Consider the following 16,115-nt stretch of genomic DNA (forward strand, 5'->3'; position numbering starts at 1 on the left):
CCTTGCCCTTCGCGCCGCCCTTGTCGCCGCGCGCGCCGTTCGCTTCGGCCGCGCCGACGATCCCGCGCTCGCGCGCCCACACGATCGCCTCGCCGCGACTGTGCACGTCGAGCTTCGCGTAGATCGTCGCGACGTGATTGCGTACGGTGTTCGGCGCCAGCCCGAGGCGGCCGGCGATTTCCTTGTCGGCCAGACCGTGGCACAGCAGGTCGAACACGTCGCGCTCGCGCGCGGTCAGGTCGGACAGCTGCGCGCCCGCATCCGGCGCATTCGCGCGCCGCACGTTCGCGAGCTTCTCGATCAGCGTGCGGCTGAACCACGACGCGTCCTGCATCGCCGTCTCGATCGCATAGACGAGCTCCATCTCGGTACGCTTGCGGTCGCTGATGTCGAGCAGCGCGACCAGCAGGCAATCGCGCCCGTGAATCGCGACGGGGTCGGCCGACACGACGCAATCGCGCACGTCGCCGTCGCGCGTGCGAATCTGCACGTCCACGTTGCGCACGTGACCGTCGCCCGCGAGCCGGCCTTCGATACGCGACCACGCGCCGCGTTCGGCCCACAGCCCGATCTCGTCCGCGGATTTACCAAGGAGATCGGCCTGCGCATGGCCCGTCATCGCGGCAAACCCGTCGTTCACGTCGAGTAGCTCGAAACGGTCGGCCGTGACGATCGCCATCGCGACCGGCGCCATCCGGAAGGCCGTCGCGAAGCGTTCCTCGCTTTGCATCAGCGCGCGCTCGGCCTGCTTGCGCGGCTCGAGATCCATGAACGTGAACAGCATGCATGCCTCGCCGTTCATGTCGATCGGCTGCCCGGCGACCACCACCGCCTTGGTGCTGCCGTCGGCCAGCTTGAGCACGGCCTCCATCTGCGGGATCGTCGCGCCTTCGCCGAGCCGCTCGATCGCCAGCTCGCGCCGCTCGGCCTGTTCGAGCACGTCGATCTCGTACACCGAGCGGCCGAGCACGTCGTCGCGCGCGTGGCCCGTCATGTCGAGAAAGCCCTGGTTGACCTTCACGTAGCGCAAGTCGTCGAGCCGGCAGATCACGGCCGGCGCCGGATTCGCGTTGAAGGTTCGCTCGAAGCGTTCCTCGGCGCTCGCCCATTCGGTCGCGTCGTGCAGCACGAGCGCCAGGCAGTCGGGCGCGCCGGCCGCGTTCGTCAGCACCAGGCTGCGGATGCGGTGCACCCAGCTCACCGACTCGTCGGCGGCCGATTCGACTTCAACCGTCACGTCGCTGAATTCCTCGCCCGCAATCACGCGATCCATCGGATAGTGGCCGTCGCGCACCGGATGATTGTTCCGGTAACGCAGCCGGAATCGCTCGCGGTATTCGGTGACGTCCGCGCCGAGCGCCTTCAGCTCGGTCACGCCATGCATCGCGAGCGCGGCCTCGTTCGCCCAGACGATCCGCTGGTCCGGCTCGATCAGGATCACGCCCTCGGTCAGCCCCGCGATGATCTGGTGCAGCTGGCGCCGGTCGGTATGCGACTTGAGCGCCTGTTCGTCTACTGGTTCGTTCATCGAATCGTTGTCCCTTCTCGTCAACATGAGCGATCAACATGAGCGCCGGCCGAGCGCCCGTTGCAGCGACATGCCCCGGCCGGCGCGTGCGGCGATGATCGCGTGCCGCGCAACGGCGCGACACGCGCGAATGCACTATCTCGAATAGTACATTCGCACGCCGCCCGTGATCGTGCGGTGCCCCGCCGAATGGTGCGGTGCGGCCAGCGCGCCTGTCGCGCCGCGTTGCCCGGGTCGTGGTGCATGTCCCTGCCCACCGTCTGTTCCGTCCCCCAGTGCAAACGCACTAACCGATCCGGTGAATTTGCGCGATGTCCGCTCGCGTTCGCGTCGGTACGCTGGTACTGCATCGGCGCTCATGCGCTGCCCTTTCATACCGCAGAGGGAGGACACACGGATGAAATTGCATCAGACACCCGATCCGACGCGGCCCGAACCGCCCCCGGACCATCCGCCCGAACCGGCGCCCGGCACCGACCCGCCGGTACCGCTGCCGCCCGACGTACTGCGCCCGGACATGCCGCCGCGCGAGCCCGGCTACGACACGCCGATCGCGCGCTGAACGCGCGGGCACCGCACGGGAACGCGCCGTGCTCCCCGACTGATTGATTCAACCCGCCAATCGAAGGAGAACATCAATGAACAAGACCTCGCACCTTTCGACCCTGCTCGCCGTCAGCGCGGCCTTCCTGCTTTCCGCCGCGCCGCTCACGAACGCGCATGCCCAGGCCTCGTCGACCGACAGCGGCATGGCGAGCGAATCGAATCAGCCTGTCACCGACACGTGGATCACGACCAAGGTGAAAGGTGAGCTCGCAACCACCGACGGCGTGAAGAGCACCGACATCAGCGTGAAGACGGTGGACGGCGTCGTCACGCTGACGGGCGTGCTGCCGACGAAGGTCGCCGTGAAGAAGGCCGTTGCCGTGACCCGCGCGATCAAGGGCGTGAAGCACGTCGACGCATCCGGCCTGAAGGCGAAGGCCTGAGCTACCCCGCGGCCGAGCGCCGCACTTTTCTCCCCTTACGAAAGGAGCACACCATGAACGAAGACAAGATCAAGGGCCAGTGGAAGCAGCTCACCGGCAAGCTGAAGGCCAAGTGGGGCAAGCTGACCGACGACGACCTCCAGGTCGCGGAAGGCAATCGCGATTATCTGGCCGGCAAGATCCAGGAGCGTTACGGGATCGCCCGCGACGAAGCCGAGAAGCAGTTGAAGGAGTTCGACCGCGAGCTGTAACGCGCCAGTCGTCTCACCCCGCCGCGACGCGCACCGCGTCGCGGCCACGAGGAGGACCACGACATGGGCAAATATCTGATCGCATGGCTGCTCGGCGTACCGATCGGGCTGCTGGTGCTGTTTTTTCTGGTCACGCACCTCTTCTGACGCGCACGACGCGTCGTCAATGAAAACGGGCCGACGGCTGAAACCAGCCGCCGGCCCTTCTCTTTTGCGTGCGGTGCGTGACGCGCCGCGCTTACTTCGCCGCGTTCGCCGTCATCTTGAAGATGCCCTGCGCGTTGCCCGCATCGAAGCGCAGGTCGGTCACCCAGCGGCGCGCCGCCTGGTCGAACGTGCGCTTGCGCGTGATGAACTCGTAGAACGAACCCGGCACGTTGCGCTTCACCGTGCCGCCGTCGCGGGTGCGGAACTCGCGCTCGACGGTATCCGCGCGATAGGCCGTCTGGAACACGCGGCCCGAGCGCGAGCGTTCGACTTCGGGCTTCATCGGCCGCCCCTTCGCCTTCTCGTCGTCGGACAGCTTGAACACGTCGGCGACGCGGTCGGTCGCGTGATTGAACGCGTTGCCCTCGGTCGCGATCCACGCCATTTCCGCCGATTCCATCAGCAGCGTCTCGTAGTCGAGCTCGTTCGGCACGTCGTGCTGGCGCGCGAACGCGCCGACGATTTCCGGCAGCAGCGCATGGGCGTCTTCGAGCGACAGCCAGCCTTCGCGCTCGACTTCCCACAGCCGCGCGACGGCCGCCGGCGACAGCGGGTCGCGCGACGCGCCGACCACGTTCGTCACGGCCTGCTGGAATTCCTTCGAGAAGCGCTCCGGATGCAGTTCGCTCACGAAGAACTGCGCGATTTCGTCCGGCGCGTCTTCATGCGCATACGCGCGGCCGGTCATGCCGAGCTTGTCGAGCGGGTAGCGGCCGTTCAGGCGGAAGCCGAGCGGACGCAGGATGCGCGTGAACGCCGCCTCGCCCGGCGGCAGTGCGCCCGTGTGCGGCCAGCGCACCGTGCGCAGCGCGCCGTGGTCGAAATAGACCGAGCCACCGTTTTCGATCGCCTCGGCCGTGTACGCGCGGCCGTTCGCCGAACGCTCGAGCAGCCCTTCGAACAGCGCCATGTTCATCGCCTGCGCAATTTCCGCGCGGGTCACGACGCCGTCTTCCCATTCTTCGAGGATGGCCGGCATGTTCAGGGTCGAGAACAGGGCGTCGGTCTTCGCCTGTCCCAGCAGCTTGGTCAGCAAGCTGTCGATATTCGGATTGCGCATCAGGATTCTCGTCTCGGGGACTCGCCGGCAAACGTGCCGGCCACTCGTCGGCCGGCCGCCCACGGGCGCCAAGCCTTGCATGGCAAGCATTATTCAAAGGGTTGCAGCGGGGCGTAAAGCGAGATTAAATTGATACGTGATGAGTTTTTGGAATTATCAGCCGCGCTTCGCTGGCGCTTCACCCCGGCGGCGTGCGGGTCCGTTCGTCAGACGAATCGAGCATCATGCGCAAATTCAAGATCCCCAACATGGGCGCGCTCGTGGCTTTCGAAGCCGCCGCCCGCCACGAGAGCTTCACGCACGCGGCCAAGGAGCTGTTCCTGACCGAAAGCGCCGTGTCGCGGCAGATCGCGACGCTGGAGGCGAGCCTCGGCGTGCGGCTGTTCGCGCGCGTGAAGCAGCGCGTCGTGCTGACGCGCGCCGGCAAGCTGTACGGCACGCAGGTGCGGCGCGCGCTCGAAACGCTCGACCGCGACACGCTGTCGATCATCGCGCACGGCAGCGGCGGCGGCTACCTGGAACTCGCGGTGCTGCCGACCTTCGCGTCGCACTGGCTGATCCCGCGCATCAAGAGCTTCTACGACCGCACGCCCGACGTGCGCGTGAACATGGGCAGCCGCACCGACCTGTTCTCGTTCGAGGACACGCACTTCGAAGCCGCGATCCACTACGGCAAGCCGACCTGGCCCGGCACGTCGTCCGACTACCTGTTCGGCGAGGAAGTCGTGCCGATCTGCTCGCCCGCGCTGCTGAACGGGCCGGTCGAGCGCGTCGAGGATCTGCTCGCGTATCCGCTGCTGCACTCGACGACGCGCCCCGGCGCGTGGGCGCAGTGGTTCGAGACGCACGGCGTCGAGGACATCCGCACGATGCAGGGCGTGCGCTACGAACTGCATACGATGCTGATCAGCGCGGCCGCGGCCGGGCTCGGCGTCGCGCTCGTGCCGAAGTTCTTCGTCGAGGAACAGTTGCAGCAGCTCGGGCTCGTCGTGCCGTGCGACGCGGCAACCGTCGGCGATTCGGCGTACTACCTCGTGTATCCGACCGAGTTCAGCCACAGCAAGCCGCTGGAATCGTTCCGCGGCTGGCTGCTCGAACAGGCGAGCGCGTATGCAGCGCCGGAACGCGACGTGCAAGACGCCGATGAAGAGGATGACGAAGACGTCGAGTAACGGCGCGGTCGCACCGGTGTCATGACGCGGTGGCGCCGGATGCGTGCCGCGCCGGCACGCCGGCCGAAAGAATCTTCACCAGCAGCGCGCGGGCGCGACCGCTCATGCTCGACACATCAAGCGCGAGCCGGATCATGGGCGCTCGAGTGCGAGGCATCGTGAGGAAGCCCCGCATCGTCGCGCACCGCGTGCGTTACATGTGCCACTTCACCGTGGCGGTCAGCGTGCGCGGATCGCCGGGCATGTTGTACAGGTCCGCGTTGCCGTGCGCGGCGATGAAGTAGCGGCGATTGAACAGGTTGTCGAGCGTGAGCGTCACGTCGACCTTCTTGCTGCGATAGCCGGCGCCCAGGTTGAACACCGTGAACGACGGCAGCGTGACGAGATCGCTCGCCGACGTGTAGCGCGCCGACTGGAACTGCATGCCGGCCGCCGCATAGAAGCCGTACGGCAGCTCGCGCTTGAGCCACAGGTTCGCGCTGTGGCGCGGCATCAGCCCCGGCGTATTGCTCGATACCGCGAGGCCGGCCGCCGTCGATTGCGCGGAGCCGTCCACCGTACCGTTCAGGTACGCGTAACCCGCATACACCGACCACTTAGGCGCGATCTCGCCGGTGAAACCGAGCTCCATTCCGCGTACGTGCTGGGTACCGATCGGCAGCGCATAGCCGGGATTCGCCGGGTCGCCGATCTGCTGGTTGGTCTGGCGCATGTCGAACAGCGCGACGCTGGCCGTCGCCTTGCCGCCGAGGTCGAAGCGTGAGCCGACTTCATACGCGGTGGTCTTCTGCGGCGCAAGCGCGGCGCCGTTCGTAAACGCGCCGGAACTGATCAGCGTGTCGGCCAGCGGCGAGAACGACTGGCTGAACGACCCGTACAGCGTCAGCCAGTCGAGCGGTTCGTAGATCAGGCCGACGCGCGGGCTCCACGCATGGTCGGTGCGGTCGAGATTGACGTTCGACGACGTGTAGTCGTGGCGGATCTGGTTCAGGTAGTCGAAGCGCAGGCCGGCAAGCACCTTCCAGTGTTCGGTCAGCGAGATCAGGTCCTGCGCGTAGACGCCCGCGAGCCCGACCACGGTCGACGCGTTCGTCTTCGCACGCGTGCCGGTCGGCACGCCGGGCAGGACGACCGGCTGCGGATTGAAGAGATCGTAGGTCGCGACCTTCGACACGCTGTAGATCGTGTCGAACTTCTGCTGCTGCGACAGTTCGAGCCCGTACAGCAGCTCGTGGCGCATGCCGAACAGCGACGTCTTCTGCGTGAGTTCGAACAGCCCGTCGATGCCGTGATCGGTGCGCTGGCGCGTCGACTGGTCGAGCGTGACGACCGGGTGCGCGGCGGTCTTGATCGGCTCGTACGTCACGTAGTTCTTCCGCTCGAGCGAGAAGTCGTACGCGCGGATCGCGCCGTGGAACGACAGCGAATCGTTGAAGCGATGATCGAGCGACACCGTCGCGCTTTTCGCGGAGACGTCGTTGTACGAACTGTTCACCCCGTCGGCCGACCCGTAGTACGTGTTGATCGGCACGTCGACCGGCCGGCCGCGATACGCGGGGATCCCCTGGTCGGACGTGCGGCGGTCGTGCAGGTAGTCGAATTCGACGTTCAGTACCGTGTCGCGGTCGAGCTTGAACTGCGCGGACGGCGCGATCGCCTGCCGGTTGAGCTGGAACTGGTCGCGGAAGCTGTTCGAATTCTCGGCCGCGCCGGTCATGCGAAAGCGCGCCGCGTCGTTCGCATTCCAGCCGAGGTCGAATTCGCCGCGCCGCTCGCCGCGCGTGCCGAGCGTCACGCCCACGTCGTTCACCGGGTTCGCGAGCGGCCGCTTCAGCACGCGATTCACGATGCCGCCCGCCGAGCCGCGTCCGTACAGCACGGCCGCCGGCCCCTTCAACACCTCGACGCGATCGACGTTCGACAGGTCGCGGTAGTACAGCGCGTCGTCGCGAATGCCGTCGACGTACTGGTCCGTGATGCTGTTGAAGCCGCGGATCGTGATCTGGTCGCGCTGACCGTCGCCGACCGAGAAGCCGACGCCCGGCACGTTGCGCAACGCGTCCTGCAGCGACGTCGCGTTCTGATCCTCGATCACCGCGTGCGGCACGACGTTCACGGTCTGCGGCACGTCCATCAGCGACATGTCGGTCTTGGTCGCCGCGCGCGAATGGCCGCCGTCGTACGACGCATGCTCGGCGGCCGCGTTGACGGAAATCGCGGGCAGGGTCGCCGCGGCGTCGGCCGCCTGCGCGCAGGCGGCGCGTGTGCCGGCAAGCGACGAGGCGATCAGAAGGACGTGGCACGCGCTCTTGTTGAATTTCATCGTTGAAGTAAAGGCAGAGGGAAAATGGTGAGCGCAAACGCGTGCGGCCGACGCAAGGTCATCAGCCGGCGACTCGACAGGCGAACGCGTGTCTACGCACAACGGACGGCGCACAGAGAATCGCCTCGTCGCCCCGGCCGGCATGCCCGGCACGAAAACGCCGTTGCGACGCGTCACGGCTCGTAATGGAGCGAAATATTAAACGAGAATGATTCGCGTTATTAATCAATTTCCAACATGTCGCCTTCGTGCAACGTACCTCCGGCTAACACTGCGGATTCCTGACGAATAACTTTCAGTTTTGCGCATCGACGCGCGGATTTCGTAAAGAAATAGAAAGAAATTGAGCGGGCGCGGTGTGTTATGACCGTATGGATCGAAGGGCTGCTTGGGATGCGTCGTTCGAGGACATGCACTTCGGGCGCGATCCACGACGGCAAGCCGACCTGGCGAGCGCGTATGCGGCGCCGGAGTGCGATACGAAGAGGCCGATGAGGAAGACGACGAGGACGTCGAATGACGCGAGCCATTGCGACATCCCGCCGGCGCGTCGACGGGCCGGCGCGGCCCGTCGACGCCGGGTCTTACTTCAGGCGGCAATCGCGAACGGTCGCGATCCCCGATGCAAAGTCGCCCACGCAATGCAGCGTGACGCGCTTGCCGACCAGCCGCTGCGCCTTCTGTTCGGCCGCCGCATCGACGAACGACGCGCGCACCGCCTGATCGGCATCCACGTCTTCGCCGATCTCCGCGAGCGTCTTGCCTGTGAAGCCCTTCTCGAGACCGAGCAGCGTGCCCGTCAGCGCGACCGGCTGGTCGAAATACTTGTCGCCGCCCGAACCCGTATAGGCCTCGATCATCTGCGCGGCCGATACCTTGAGCTCGCCTTTCGCGGCCATGGCGCCCGAGACGATCGTCAGCGCGAGGGCGGCAAGTGCGATTCGTTTCATTGCGTGGTTTCTCCGTGGTTGAACAGTGTTTTGAAAAAGTTGGCGCTCGCGCGCCGGCGGAACACGACGGCCCTGCACGCACGCGCCCCGTGTCCGCCCCACGGGCAACACGACGGCGCACGACGTGCACGGCCTGACGGTTATTTGCGTGGGGCTGCTTCGATCAGCGCGACGGCCCTGCGGTCGTACACGTCGGGCGTCGCCTTCGCGCCGCGCGCGACCGCTTCGCGCACGCTGCCGGTGGCGTCATCCTTACCCGCGCCGATCAGCGCGGGCGCATCCGGATCCGCGCCGGCATCGAGAAGCGCCTTCACGCAGTCAGGGTTGTGCACGATCGCCGCGCGCAGCAACGGCGTCTCGCCCCAGCGGACGCGTTGCTCGCCCAGCCGCGGCTCGATCGGCGTGCCGGGTTCATGCAGGATCGCGATGCGCTCGGCCGCGGTCGGGTCGGGCTGACCGTCCAGTTCGTAGCGTCGCTCGCACACGAAGCTGAGCGGCGTCTGTCCGGTCTTCGCATGCGCGTACGGATCGGCGCCGGCGTCGACCAGCAGCTTGAGGATGTCGAGATCGGATGCCGCGCGTCCGGTCAGCACCGTGTATCCATTCGGATCGGTGGCGCGGGCATCGGCGCCAGACTTCAACAGCATCCGGACGAGCTCGGGCGACGGGGTATACGCATTCGCGGCCATCGCCAGCGGCGGCTCGCCGCTCGGTGCGATCGCGTTGACGTTCGCGCCCGCGCCGATCAGCAGGCGGATCGTTTCGAGCTGGTCGGGCTTGAGTTCGCCGAGCGTCGCGTTGCTGATCGCGTACGTCAGCAACGTCCAGCCCTTGGGCGACATCGGCATGTTGATCGCAACGCCGGACGCGATGAACAGTGCAACGACGTCCGGCACCTGGCTGACGACGGCCAGCCCCATCGGCGTGAGTTCGGCATCCGGCATCGCGTAGCGCTGCTTCGCCGTCTTGTCATACGGACGCGCGCCCTGCTTGAGCAGCGCGCTGACGCGCGCCAGGTTCCGCGGGGTTTTATCCGCCGCGTAGTCGCCCATGGCGACCATCAGCTTCCATTCCTTGCCTTCCAGCGCGTAGCTTGCACTGGACAACGCCATTCCGGCGCACAGGCACGCCACCCCCCGTGCCAGCACGGTAGCGGCTTTTTTCGTTCTCGACCGCATGAACGCTCTCAGTATCGTTGTGTGTATTCGTGGCGCTGTCGCGCGCCGACATGATCGACGAAATACCGCACACGCACAATGTTCGCGCGATACCTTCTAAAGACAGGACGGGAAAGCAATCAGGAAGACGAGGATGGGAAGCGACGCGTGTGGCCCGCTGCGAATGTCCGGTGCGCGCCGGACCGGGCAACCCCGACCCGGCGCTCCGGGCAGCCGACCTCGTATCGGCGGCGCGGCGGATCTTCTTCTGTTCTTCACTACGTCTGCTCTCAGGTTCACTGCATTTTTTTCCTCACCGCGTCGGGCCATTATCCGCTCAATTCAGCCGAAGTAAAACGTTTGCGGTTGCACCATGGCTGTTATACCGGCGATTCGGCAACAATCTTTCCAAATGCTTACGGTCATTTCGACGCGATAGCACCCAGGTTGCATTCATTGCGGCGTTCCTTTTAAATGGAACTGGTTCCATTCATTGAATCGGCCATGTTCGTGCGTGACGAGCAGCCGCGTGCGCGTCATGATGCCGATTCAGGATCGAGGATCATTCCGCTCAGGATTCGCATCGCCCGTCCTTCCCGGACACCCCGTCAAACGAGACCGTCATGCCCGATTCCGCCTCCCTGCAGCACCTGTTTCCCGCCTTGCAAGAGATTCCCGCCGAATTCCGGCTGGCTTCGCCGATCCACCAGCGCGTGTCGCTCGTCGACGGCGAATTGCGCCCGTGGGACGGCGCAACCAAGACCGTGCTGTCGCCCGTGTGCGTGCGGCAGGCGGACGGCAGCGTCGAGCAGGTCGAGATCGGCAGCTACCCGGTGATGGGCGAAACGGAAAGCGACGCGGCGCTCGACGCCGCCGTGCGCGCGTACGACGCCGGCCGCGGCGAGTGGCCGACGATGAAGGTCGAGCAGCGCATCGCGTGCATGCAGGACTTCATCAAGCGAATGGTCGCGCAGCGCGAACTCGTCGTGAACCTGATCATGTGGGAGATCGGCAAGAGCCTTGCCGATTCGCAGAAGGAATTCGACCGCACCGTCACGTACATGACGCAGACGATCGACGCGCTGAAGGAGCTCGACAACGCGAACTCGCGCTTCGTGATCGCGGAAGGCACGATCGGCCAGATCCGCCGCACGCCGCTCGGCGTCGTGCTGTGCATGGGCCCGTACAACTATCCGCTGAACGAAACCTTCGCGACGCTGATCCCCGCGCTGCTGATGGGCAACACCGTGGTGTTCAAGCCGCCGCAGTACGGCACGCTGCTGTTCGAGCCGCTGCTGGAAGCGTTCCGCGATGCGTTCCCGAAGGGCGTGATCAACACGATCTATGCGCCGGGCGCGGTGGTCGTGCCGCACATGCTCGCGTCGGGCAAGATCAACGTGCTCGCGCTGATCGGCTCGAGCAAGGTGGCCGATCACCTGAAGAAGCAGCACCCGAAGTCGCACCGGCTGCGCGCGATCCTCGGCCTCGACGCGAAGAACGCGGCGATCGTGCTGCCCGACGCCGATCTCGACCTCACCGTGAAGGAGTGCCTGCTCGGCGCGCTGTCGTTCAACGGCCAGCGCTGTACCGCGCTGAAGATGCTGCTCGTGCATCGTTCGATCGTCGACGAATTCCTGAAGCGCTTCACCGCCGCGCTCGAACAGTTGAAGATCGGCATGCCGTGGGAAAAGGGCGTCAGCATCACGCCGCTGCCCGGCATGCATCGCACCGCGTACATGACCGACGCGATCGATGACGCGAAGGCGAAAGGCGCACAGGTCGTCAACCATCAGGGCGGCGAATTCAGCAAGACGCTGTTCTACCCGGCCGTCGTGTATCCGGTGTCCGAAGGGATGAAGCTGTACCGCGAGGAGCAGTTCGGGCCGATCATTCCGGTCGCGCCGTTCGACGACGTGGAAACCGCGCTCGACTACGTGACGACGTCGGAGCACGGCCAGCAGGTCAGCATCTTCGGTTCCGATCCGGCGCAGATCGGCGCGCTCGTCGATCCGCTCGTGAACCAGGTGTGCCGCGTGAACATCAACTGCCAGTGCCAGCGCGGGCCCGACGTGTTCCCGTTCGCGGGACGCAAGGATTCGGCGGAAGGTACGCTGTCGGTGAGCGACGCGCTGCGCGCGTTCTCGATCCGCTCGATGGTCGCGGCGAAGCAGACCGACAGCAGCAAGCAGCTGCTCGACTCGATCGTGTCGGATCACCACTCGAAGTTCATCAATACGGGCTTCATTTTCTGAAGCCGGCTTGACTGATACCGGAGCCTCCGTCGCACGCTAATGCGGCGGAGCGCTTCCGGCACACGCTGCGCGGGCTAGACGTTCGTCACCAGCAGCCGAACGCCCGCCACGCCGAACACGACGGCCAGACACGCTTCCATCGCGCGCCGGCCGCGCACATACAACCGGCGCGCCCCGTCCATCGAGAACACCAGCGCATAGCCGCCGAACACCAGGCAGCCGATCGCCAGACAGCCCGGCACGACGGCGCCATGCGCGCCGCCCGCGCCGTTCGACGACAGCGCGACGATCGACACCCACACGAGAATCGCCTTCGGATTGGTCAGGTGCAGCATCGCGCCGCGCACGTAGAAGCGCGACAGCCGCTGCTCGCGCGCCGCGTTCGCCGCTGCCGCCGGCGGCCCCGCCAGCGCCGTGCGGCCCGACTTGAACGCGAGCCACAGCAGGTACAGCCCGCCGAACACCTTGATCGCGACCAGCAGCTTCGACCACGCGAGCAGCGCGGCCGAGATGCCGAGCGCCGCCACCGTCGCCCAGCACATCGACCCTGAAATCACGCCGAGCGCGAATGCGAGCGCCGCCTTGCGGCCCTGGTTCGCGGCGACCGACATGATCGCGAGATTGCTCGGCCCGGGGCTGGCCGTGCCGATGAAATAGGCCGTGTAGGCGAGCAGCAGGTTGGCCGAGAAGAAGGTGTGGACGTTCATGCGAACCTCGCGGGGATGATCGGGAGATTGTTGGCAAACCCGCGCCGTCTGCCCATGGACAATTACGCGGCCAATCGCTGGGCCAGTTGCGTGGCCATGCAACCAATCGCCGCGCCGAACCGTCTCTGTTTTGAAACAACTGGCGCGTTCGCCGCCGGTTCGCGCGATGCGGCGGCGTGCGCTCCATGCAGCCGTTTCACGTCGGCGAACGCACGGCGGGCATGGCCGCACCGCGCGGCACGCATCGTTCCGGCCATTCGCCGGCACGAGCGCGCGATGCGCCGGACGCCCGCGTTACGTTACATCCGTGAAGCATTTCGCGTCGCCGCGCCGCGTCAGGCGCCCGACGTCGCTTACCTGCCGCCCGTAGATGCCCTCCTCGATCGCCTGCGCGATCCAGTCCCGGCGGGACTCGCCGACCGACGCCGGATCACGGCTCAACATTGCTCAACAATCGTCCGGCGGGGCTGGTACGGAATCTGCATTCCGTTCGGGCAGAAGCCGCGCCCGGTACCGCGCGGACATGATTTCACCCTCGGGCGCTCCCACGGATACGCCCGTACGATATGCACACGCAGCGAGGCTCTTCATGGATGCGCAGCCCAATTCGTCCGATACGTCATTCCAGCTCTTCCTCGCGAAAGTGCTCGAACAGCCACTGCCCGACTGGACCGAAAAACAGCAGATGGAACTCGAGATGGCGCGCACGCTGTCGACGCAAATGGTCACGCTCGCCGAAGACATGCGCGGCCGCACGCCCGATCTTGCTCGTTGCCTCGTGCTGCTCCGCTACGCGAAGGTGCTCGACTTCATGCTGACGTCGCTCGCCGCGCACCGCGACATCCATCCGCAGACGCTGCGCACGCTGTTCCGGCTCGCGAACCTGAAGGTCGACGATGCGTATCCGGTGTGAGCGGACGCAAGGGATCGGGCGCCGCGCACGACCGTCGCGGCAACGCCGGCCATGCGCGATTCGCGCGAATGTCGGATAACCTCGCCGCATGAGCGTTAGAAATAGAAACCGGACATCCCGGCTCGCCGGCGAATTCGGCTTCTTCGTGAAGCAATACGGTCGCAACGCGCGGAAGCATCCCGATCGAACGATCGCCGCTACGATCACGACACCGAGCGCATGATGAAGCGACTGTCGCCGGCCGATCGCGCCGATCTGCTGGCCGACGGCGAACGGGACGTCACCCCTGGCTCCCCCTGACTTGCCCCACTCCACACGCACGGCCCGCCTGCCCCTCCACGCAAACGGAGGTACAATCGCGCGCCATGAACGCACTTCGCCGCTTCCTGCTCCGGCCAGGCGTCGCACGACAGTGGCTGTGGGGGTTCCTCCTCGTGACGCTGCTGTCCCGCGCGCTGATGTCGGGCGCCGTGATGCTCGATCCGGACGGTCCGGATGCGGGCTCGGTGGTGCTGTGTTCAGGCCAGGGCCCGCTGATCGTCACCGCCGCCGCGCTGGCCGCCCGCTTCGACGCGAGCGCGCCGATCACGCCGGCCAACGATGCGCTGGCGCTCGTCGATGCACTGAAGCACGACGCGCACGCCGACAAGGCGGCGTCTTCCGGTAACGGCGACAGCCTGTGCGCATTCGGCGCCGCGCTGTTCACCGCGATCGCATCGTTCGTGCTGCTGGTGCTGCTGTTTCCCGCGGCGCCGCCGCGACGCTTTCGCGTTCACTTCGACAGTCTTCCTTTCGTGCGATCGGTATTCGACGATCGCCCGCCCTCCCGCGCCCCTCCTCGGTTCTGCTGAACGTTCCGCCCAGTGGCGCAGGCACGTCGACGTGCCTGCGCGTTCACGCCGTTCGTTTCACCCGACCTGATTCACGCGTTCACCCGCCTGCCCGCATCGCGCGGGCGACGCCGCCCTGCGCCCCGTTTGCGCAGCGCACCGCGCCGCCTGCTGCGGCGATGCCCGCACGCGGGTGCGACGCACGTTGACGGCCGCCGGCCCGCGCCGGCCCCGCCGCTCGACGAACCGAGGAGTTCACACCATGTCGACCACCGTCGATCGGGCCATCTCGCCCGCCCGTTCCGCCAGCGCCGGTTACCGGACGCTCTGGCGCTGGCACTTCTACGCCGGCCTGTTCGTGATGCCGTTCCTCGTGATCCTCGCGATCACCGGCACGCTCTATTGCTTCCAGCCGCAGATCGAGCCGCTGCTGTACCCGCACCGGCTGGTCGTCGAACCGCGCGCGACGCCGCGGCTCGATGCCGACACGCTGCTCGCCCGCGCCCGCACCGCGATGCCGGCCGACGCCACGGCGGTTTCCGTGCAGGTCTCCACCGCGCCGGACCGCAGCGCCGAGTACGTGTTCCGGTTGCGCGACGGCAGCCGCGAGAGCGTGTACGTGAACCCGTACGACGGCAGCGTACTCGGCACGCTGAGCGTCGAGAACCGCTTCATGCAGGTCGACCGGATGCTGCATCGCAAGCTGCTGCTCGGCAAGACCGGCGAGTTGCTGATGGAGCTCGCCGCCTGCTGGACCTTCGTGATGATCGGCACCGGCATCGCGCTGTGGTGGCCGCGCGGCGCGGCACGCGTCGGGCGCGCGCTGCGGCCCGACCTGTCGCTGCGCGGCCGGCCGCTGTGGAAGAGCCTTCATGCGACGGCCGGCATCTGGCTCGCGGCCGGCACGATCGCGTTCATCCTGACCGGGCTGCCGTGGTCGGGCTCGTGGGGCAAGAACTTCAAGGCGCTCGCCGCGACAGTGAACCTCGGCGCGCCGGAAGGCGCGTGGGGCGGCGCGTCGATGCGCTCGACGCGTCCGGGTGCCGCCGCGACGGCCGCGCATGCGCCTGCGCAGGCCACCGCGCCGTCCGGCCATCACCACGATTCCGACGAATCGATGCCGGGCATGGTGATGGACGACCTGCCGTTGCCGCAAACGCCGTGGGCGGTCGGCAACGTGCCCGTGCCGCATTCGCCGGCCGCGCCGACGCCCACACCCGCGCCGCTGCCGCTGGCCCGCGCGATCGCGATCGTCGCCGGGCTCGGCGTGACGAGCGGCTACACGCTCGCGCTGCCGTCCGGCCCGGACGGCGTGTTCACCGCGTCGTACTTTCCGGCCGACCCGAAGGCCGAACGCACGATCTACGTCGACCAATACAGCGGCGCGGTCTTGAAGGACATCCGCTATGGCGACTACGGCGCGGTATCGAAAGCGGTGTCGTACGGCACGTCGCTGCACATGGGCCGTTATTTCGGGCTCGCGAACCAGATCATTTGCGCGGTGCTGTCGCTCGGGCTGGCCGCGATGGCCGTCACGGGCACCGTGATGTGGTGGAAGCGCCGCCCGGCCGGGACGCTGGGCGCGCCGTCGCGCGAACGCGGCACGCCGCCGATGCGCGGCTGGCTCGCCGGGCTCGTGCTGCTCGGCCTCGTCTTCCCGTTGATGGGGCTGACGATCGTCGCGGTCTGGTTGCTCGACCGGCTGCTGTTCGGCCGCGCGGCGCGCGCCGCGGCGTGATCGACGCAAGCGCTTCCCCCATTCTAAGGAAACCGAAA

The 16,115-nt window shown here is 66.8% G+C and carries 15 protein-coding genes; 8 read left to right on the top strand and 7 right to left on the bottom strand.

What is annotated here, in order from left to right:
• A partial coding sequence (locus JMF86_RS25235; protein WP_200052658.1) for a helix-turn-helix transcriptional regulator occupies positions 1 to 1,528 on the bottom strand: 1,528 nt, incomplete at its 3' end.
• Between the two features lie 397 nt (positions 1,529 to 1,925).
• Between JMF86_RS25235 and JMF86_RS25240 the strand changes: the two genes are divergently transcribed.
• From JMF86_RS25240 to JMF86_RS25250, 3 genes are all read left to right on the top strand, one after another.
• On the top strand, positions 1,926 to 2,090 hold the full coding sequence (locus tag JMF86_RS25240; RefSeq protein ID WP_166488164.1) for a hypothetical protein: 165 nt from the start codon (positions 1,926 to 1,928) through the stop codon (positions 2,088 to 2,090).
• A gap of 76 nt (positions 2,091 to 2,166) precedes the next feature.
• Positions 2,167 to 2,517, top strand: a complete 351-nt coding sequence (locus tag JMF86_RS25245) for a BON domain-containing protein (protein WP_006479803.1) — start codon at positions 2,167 to 2,169, stop codon at positions 2,515 to 2,517.
• 53 nt (positions 2,518 to 2,570) lie between these two features.
• Entirely contained in the window at positions 2,571 to 2,768 is a 198-nt protein-coding gene (locus JMF86_RS25250) for a CsbD family protein (protein ID WP_006479804.1), read from the top strand.
• 238 nt (positions 2,769 to 3,006) lie between these two features.
• On the opposite strand, the gene JMF86_RS25255 is transcribed toward JMF86_RS25250, so the two are convergent.
• Entirely contained in the window at positions 3,007 to 4,035 is a 1,029-nt protein-coding gene (locus JMF86_RS25255; protein WP_011694514.1) for a DUF1338 domain-containing protein, read from the bottom strand.
• Positions 4,036 to 4,259: 224 nt separating this feature from the next.
• Here JMF86_RS25255 and JMF86_RS25260 point away from each other — a divergent pair, with 224 nt between their 5' ends.
• On the top strand, positions 4,260 to 5,207 hold the full coding sequence (locus JMF86_RS25260; RefSeq protein ID WP_006479806.1) for a LysR family transcriptional regulator: 948 nt from the start codon (positions 4,260 to 4,262) through the stop codon (positions 5,205 to 5,207).
• Positions 5,208 to 5,400: 193 nt separating this feature from the next.
• Here the strand turns inward: JMF86_RS25260 and JMF86_RS25265 are convergent, their stop codons facing one another.
• The 3 genes from JMF86_RS25265 to JMF86_RS25275 all read right to left on the bottom strand — a co-directional run bounded on the left by JMF86_RS25265 (position 5,401) and on the right by JMF86_RS25275 (position 9,592).
• Positions 5,401 to 7,530, bottom strand: coding sequence for a TonB-dependent siderophore receptor (locus JMF86_RS25265; RefSeq protein WP_041489630.1), 2,130 nt, complete (start codon positions 7,528 to 7,530; stop codon positions 5,401 to 5,403).
• 584 nt (positions 7,531 to 8,114) lie between these two features.
• The gene (locus JMF86_RS25270) at positions 8,115 to 8,480 is read right to left on the bottom strand and encodes a hypothetical protein (RefSeq protein ID WP_011694512.1); all 366 of its coding nucleotides are present in this window, start codon (positions 8,478 to 8,480) and stop codon (positions 8,115 to 8,117) included.
• Positions 8,481 to 8,620: 140 nt separating this feature from the next.
• Entirely contained in the window at positions 8,621 to 9,592 is a 972-nt protein-coding gene (locus JMF86_RS25275) for an ankyrin repeat domain-containing protein (RefSeq protein WP_012338783.1), read from the bottom strand.
• A 668-nt stretch (positions 9,593 to 10,260) separates the two neighbouring features.
• On the opposite strand from JMF86_RS25275, the gene JMF86_RS25280 reads away from it, so the two are divergent.
• Complete coding sequence (locus JMF86_RS25280) at positions 10,261 to 11,889, top strand: NADP-dependent glyceraldehyde-3-phosphate dehydrogenase (protein WP_011694510.1); 1,629 nt, start codon at positions 10,261 to 10,263, stop codon at positions 11,887 to 11,889.
• A gap of 74 nt (positions 11,890 to 11,963) precedes the next feature.
• Here the strand turns inward: JMF86_RS25280 and JMF86_RS25285 are convergent, their stop codons facing one another.
• Positions 11,964 to 12,596: a LysE family translocator gene (locus JMF86_RS25285; RefSeq protein WP_011694509.1), complete on the bottom strand. Its 633-nt coding sequence runs from the start codon at positions 12,594 to 12,596 to the stop codon at positions 11,964 to 11,966.
• A gap of 294 nt (positions 12,597 to 12,890) precedes the next feature.
• Positions 12,891 to 13,040, bottom strand: a complete 150-nt coding sequence (locus tag JMF86_RS25290; RefSeq protein WP_166488163.1) for a hypothetical protein — start codon at positions 13,038 to 13,040, stop codon at positions 12,891 to 12,893.
• Positions 13,041 to 13,185: 145 nt separating this feature from the next.
• Between JMF86_RS25290 and JMF86_RS25295 the strand changes: the two genes are divergently transcribed.
• From JMF86_RS25295 to JMF86_RS25305, 3 genes are all read left to right on the top strand, one after another.
• On the top strand, positions 13,186 to 13,509 hold the full coding sequence (locus tag JMF86_RS25295) for a hypothetical protein (protein WP_006484612.1): 324 nt from the start codon (positions 13,186 to 13,188) through the stop codon (positions 13,507 to 13,509).
• 365 nt (positions 13,510 to 13,874) lie between these two features.
• Positions 13,875 to 14,360 (top strand): hypothetical protein, encoded by a 486-nt coding sequence (locus tag JMF86_RS25300; protein WP_011694508.1) that lies wholly within the window; start codon positions 13,875 to 13,877, stop codon positions 14,358 to 14,360.
• A 241-nt stretch (positions 14,361 to 14,601) separates the two neighbouring features.
• Entirely contained in the window at positions 14,602 to 16,077 is a 1,476-nt protein-coding gene (locus tag JMF86_RS25305) for a PepSY domain-containing protein (protein ID WP_011694507.1), read from the top strand.
• Positions 16,078 to 16,115: the final 38 nt, after the last annotated feature.

Origin of the sequence: Burkholderia sp. E168m15 (assembly GCF_016586105.1) — a bacterium.
GTDB lineage: Bacteria > Pseudomonadota > Gammaproteobacteria > Burkholderiales > Burkholderiaceae > Burkholderia > Burkholderia orbicola.

Bases quoted from the DNA above. Each gene is read 5' to 3' on its own strand.
- JMF86_RS25240 (WP_166488164.1), top strand. From the start codon at position 1,926: ATGAAATTGCATCAGACACCCGATCCGACGCGGCCCGAACCGCCCCCG.
- JMF86_RS25245 (WP_006479803.1), top strand. From the start codon at position 2,167: ATGAACAAGACCTCGCACCTTTCGACCCTGCTCGCCGTCAGCGCGGCC.
- JMF86_RS25250 (WP_006479804.1), top strand. From the start codon at position 2,571: ATGAACGAAGACAAGATCAAGGGCCAGTGGAAGCAGCTCACCGGCAAG.
- JMF86_RS25255 (WP_011694514.1), bottom strand. From the start codon at position 4,035: ATGCGCAATCCGAATATCGACAGCTTGCTGACCAAGCTGCTGGGACAG.
- JMF86_RS25260 (WP_006479806.1), top strand. From the start codon at position 4,260: ATGCGCAAATTCAAGATCCCCAACATGGGCGCGCTCGTGGCTTTCGAA.
- JMF86_RS25265 (WP_041489630.1), bottom strand. From the start codon at position 7,530: ATGAAATTCAACAAGAGCGCGTGCCACGTCCTTCTGATCGCCTCGTCG.
- JMF86_RS25270 (WP_011694512.1), bottom strand. From the start codon at position 8,480: ATGAAACGAATCGCACTTGCCGCCCTCGCGCTGACGATCGTCTCGGGC.
- JMF86_RS25275 (WP_012338783.1), bottom strand. From the start codon at position 9,592: ATGGCGTTGTCCAGTGCAAGCTACGCGCTGGAAGGCAAGGAATGGAAG.
- JMF86_RS25280 (WP_011694510.1), top strand. From the start codon at position 10,261: ATGCCCGATTCCGCCTCCCTGCAGCACCTGTTTCCCGCCTTGCAAGAG.
- JMF86_RS25285 (WP_011694509.1), bottom strand. From the start codon at position 12,596: ATGAACGTCCACACCTTCTTCTCGGCCAACCTGCTGCTCGCCTACACG.
- JMF86_RS25290 (WP_166488163.1), bottom strand. From the start codon at position 13,040: ATGTTGAGCCGTGATCCGGCGTCGGTCGGCGAGTCCCGCCGGGACTGG.
- JMF86_RS25295 (WP_006484612.1), top strand. From the start codon at position 13,186: ATGGATGCGCAGCCCAATTCGTCCGATACGTCATTCCAGCTCTTCCTC.
- JMF86_RS25300 (WP_011694508.1), top strand. From the start codon at position 13,875: ATGAACGCACTTCGCCGCTTCCTGCTCCGGCCAGGCGTCGCACGACAG.
- JMF86_RS25305 (WP_011694507.1), top strand. From the start codon at position 14,602: ATGTCGACCACCGTCGATCGGGCCATCTCGCCCGCCCGTTCCGCCAGC.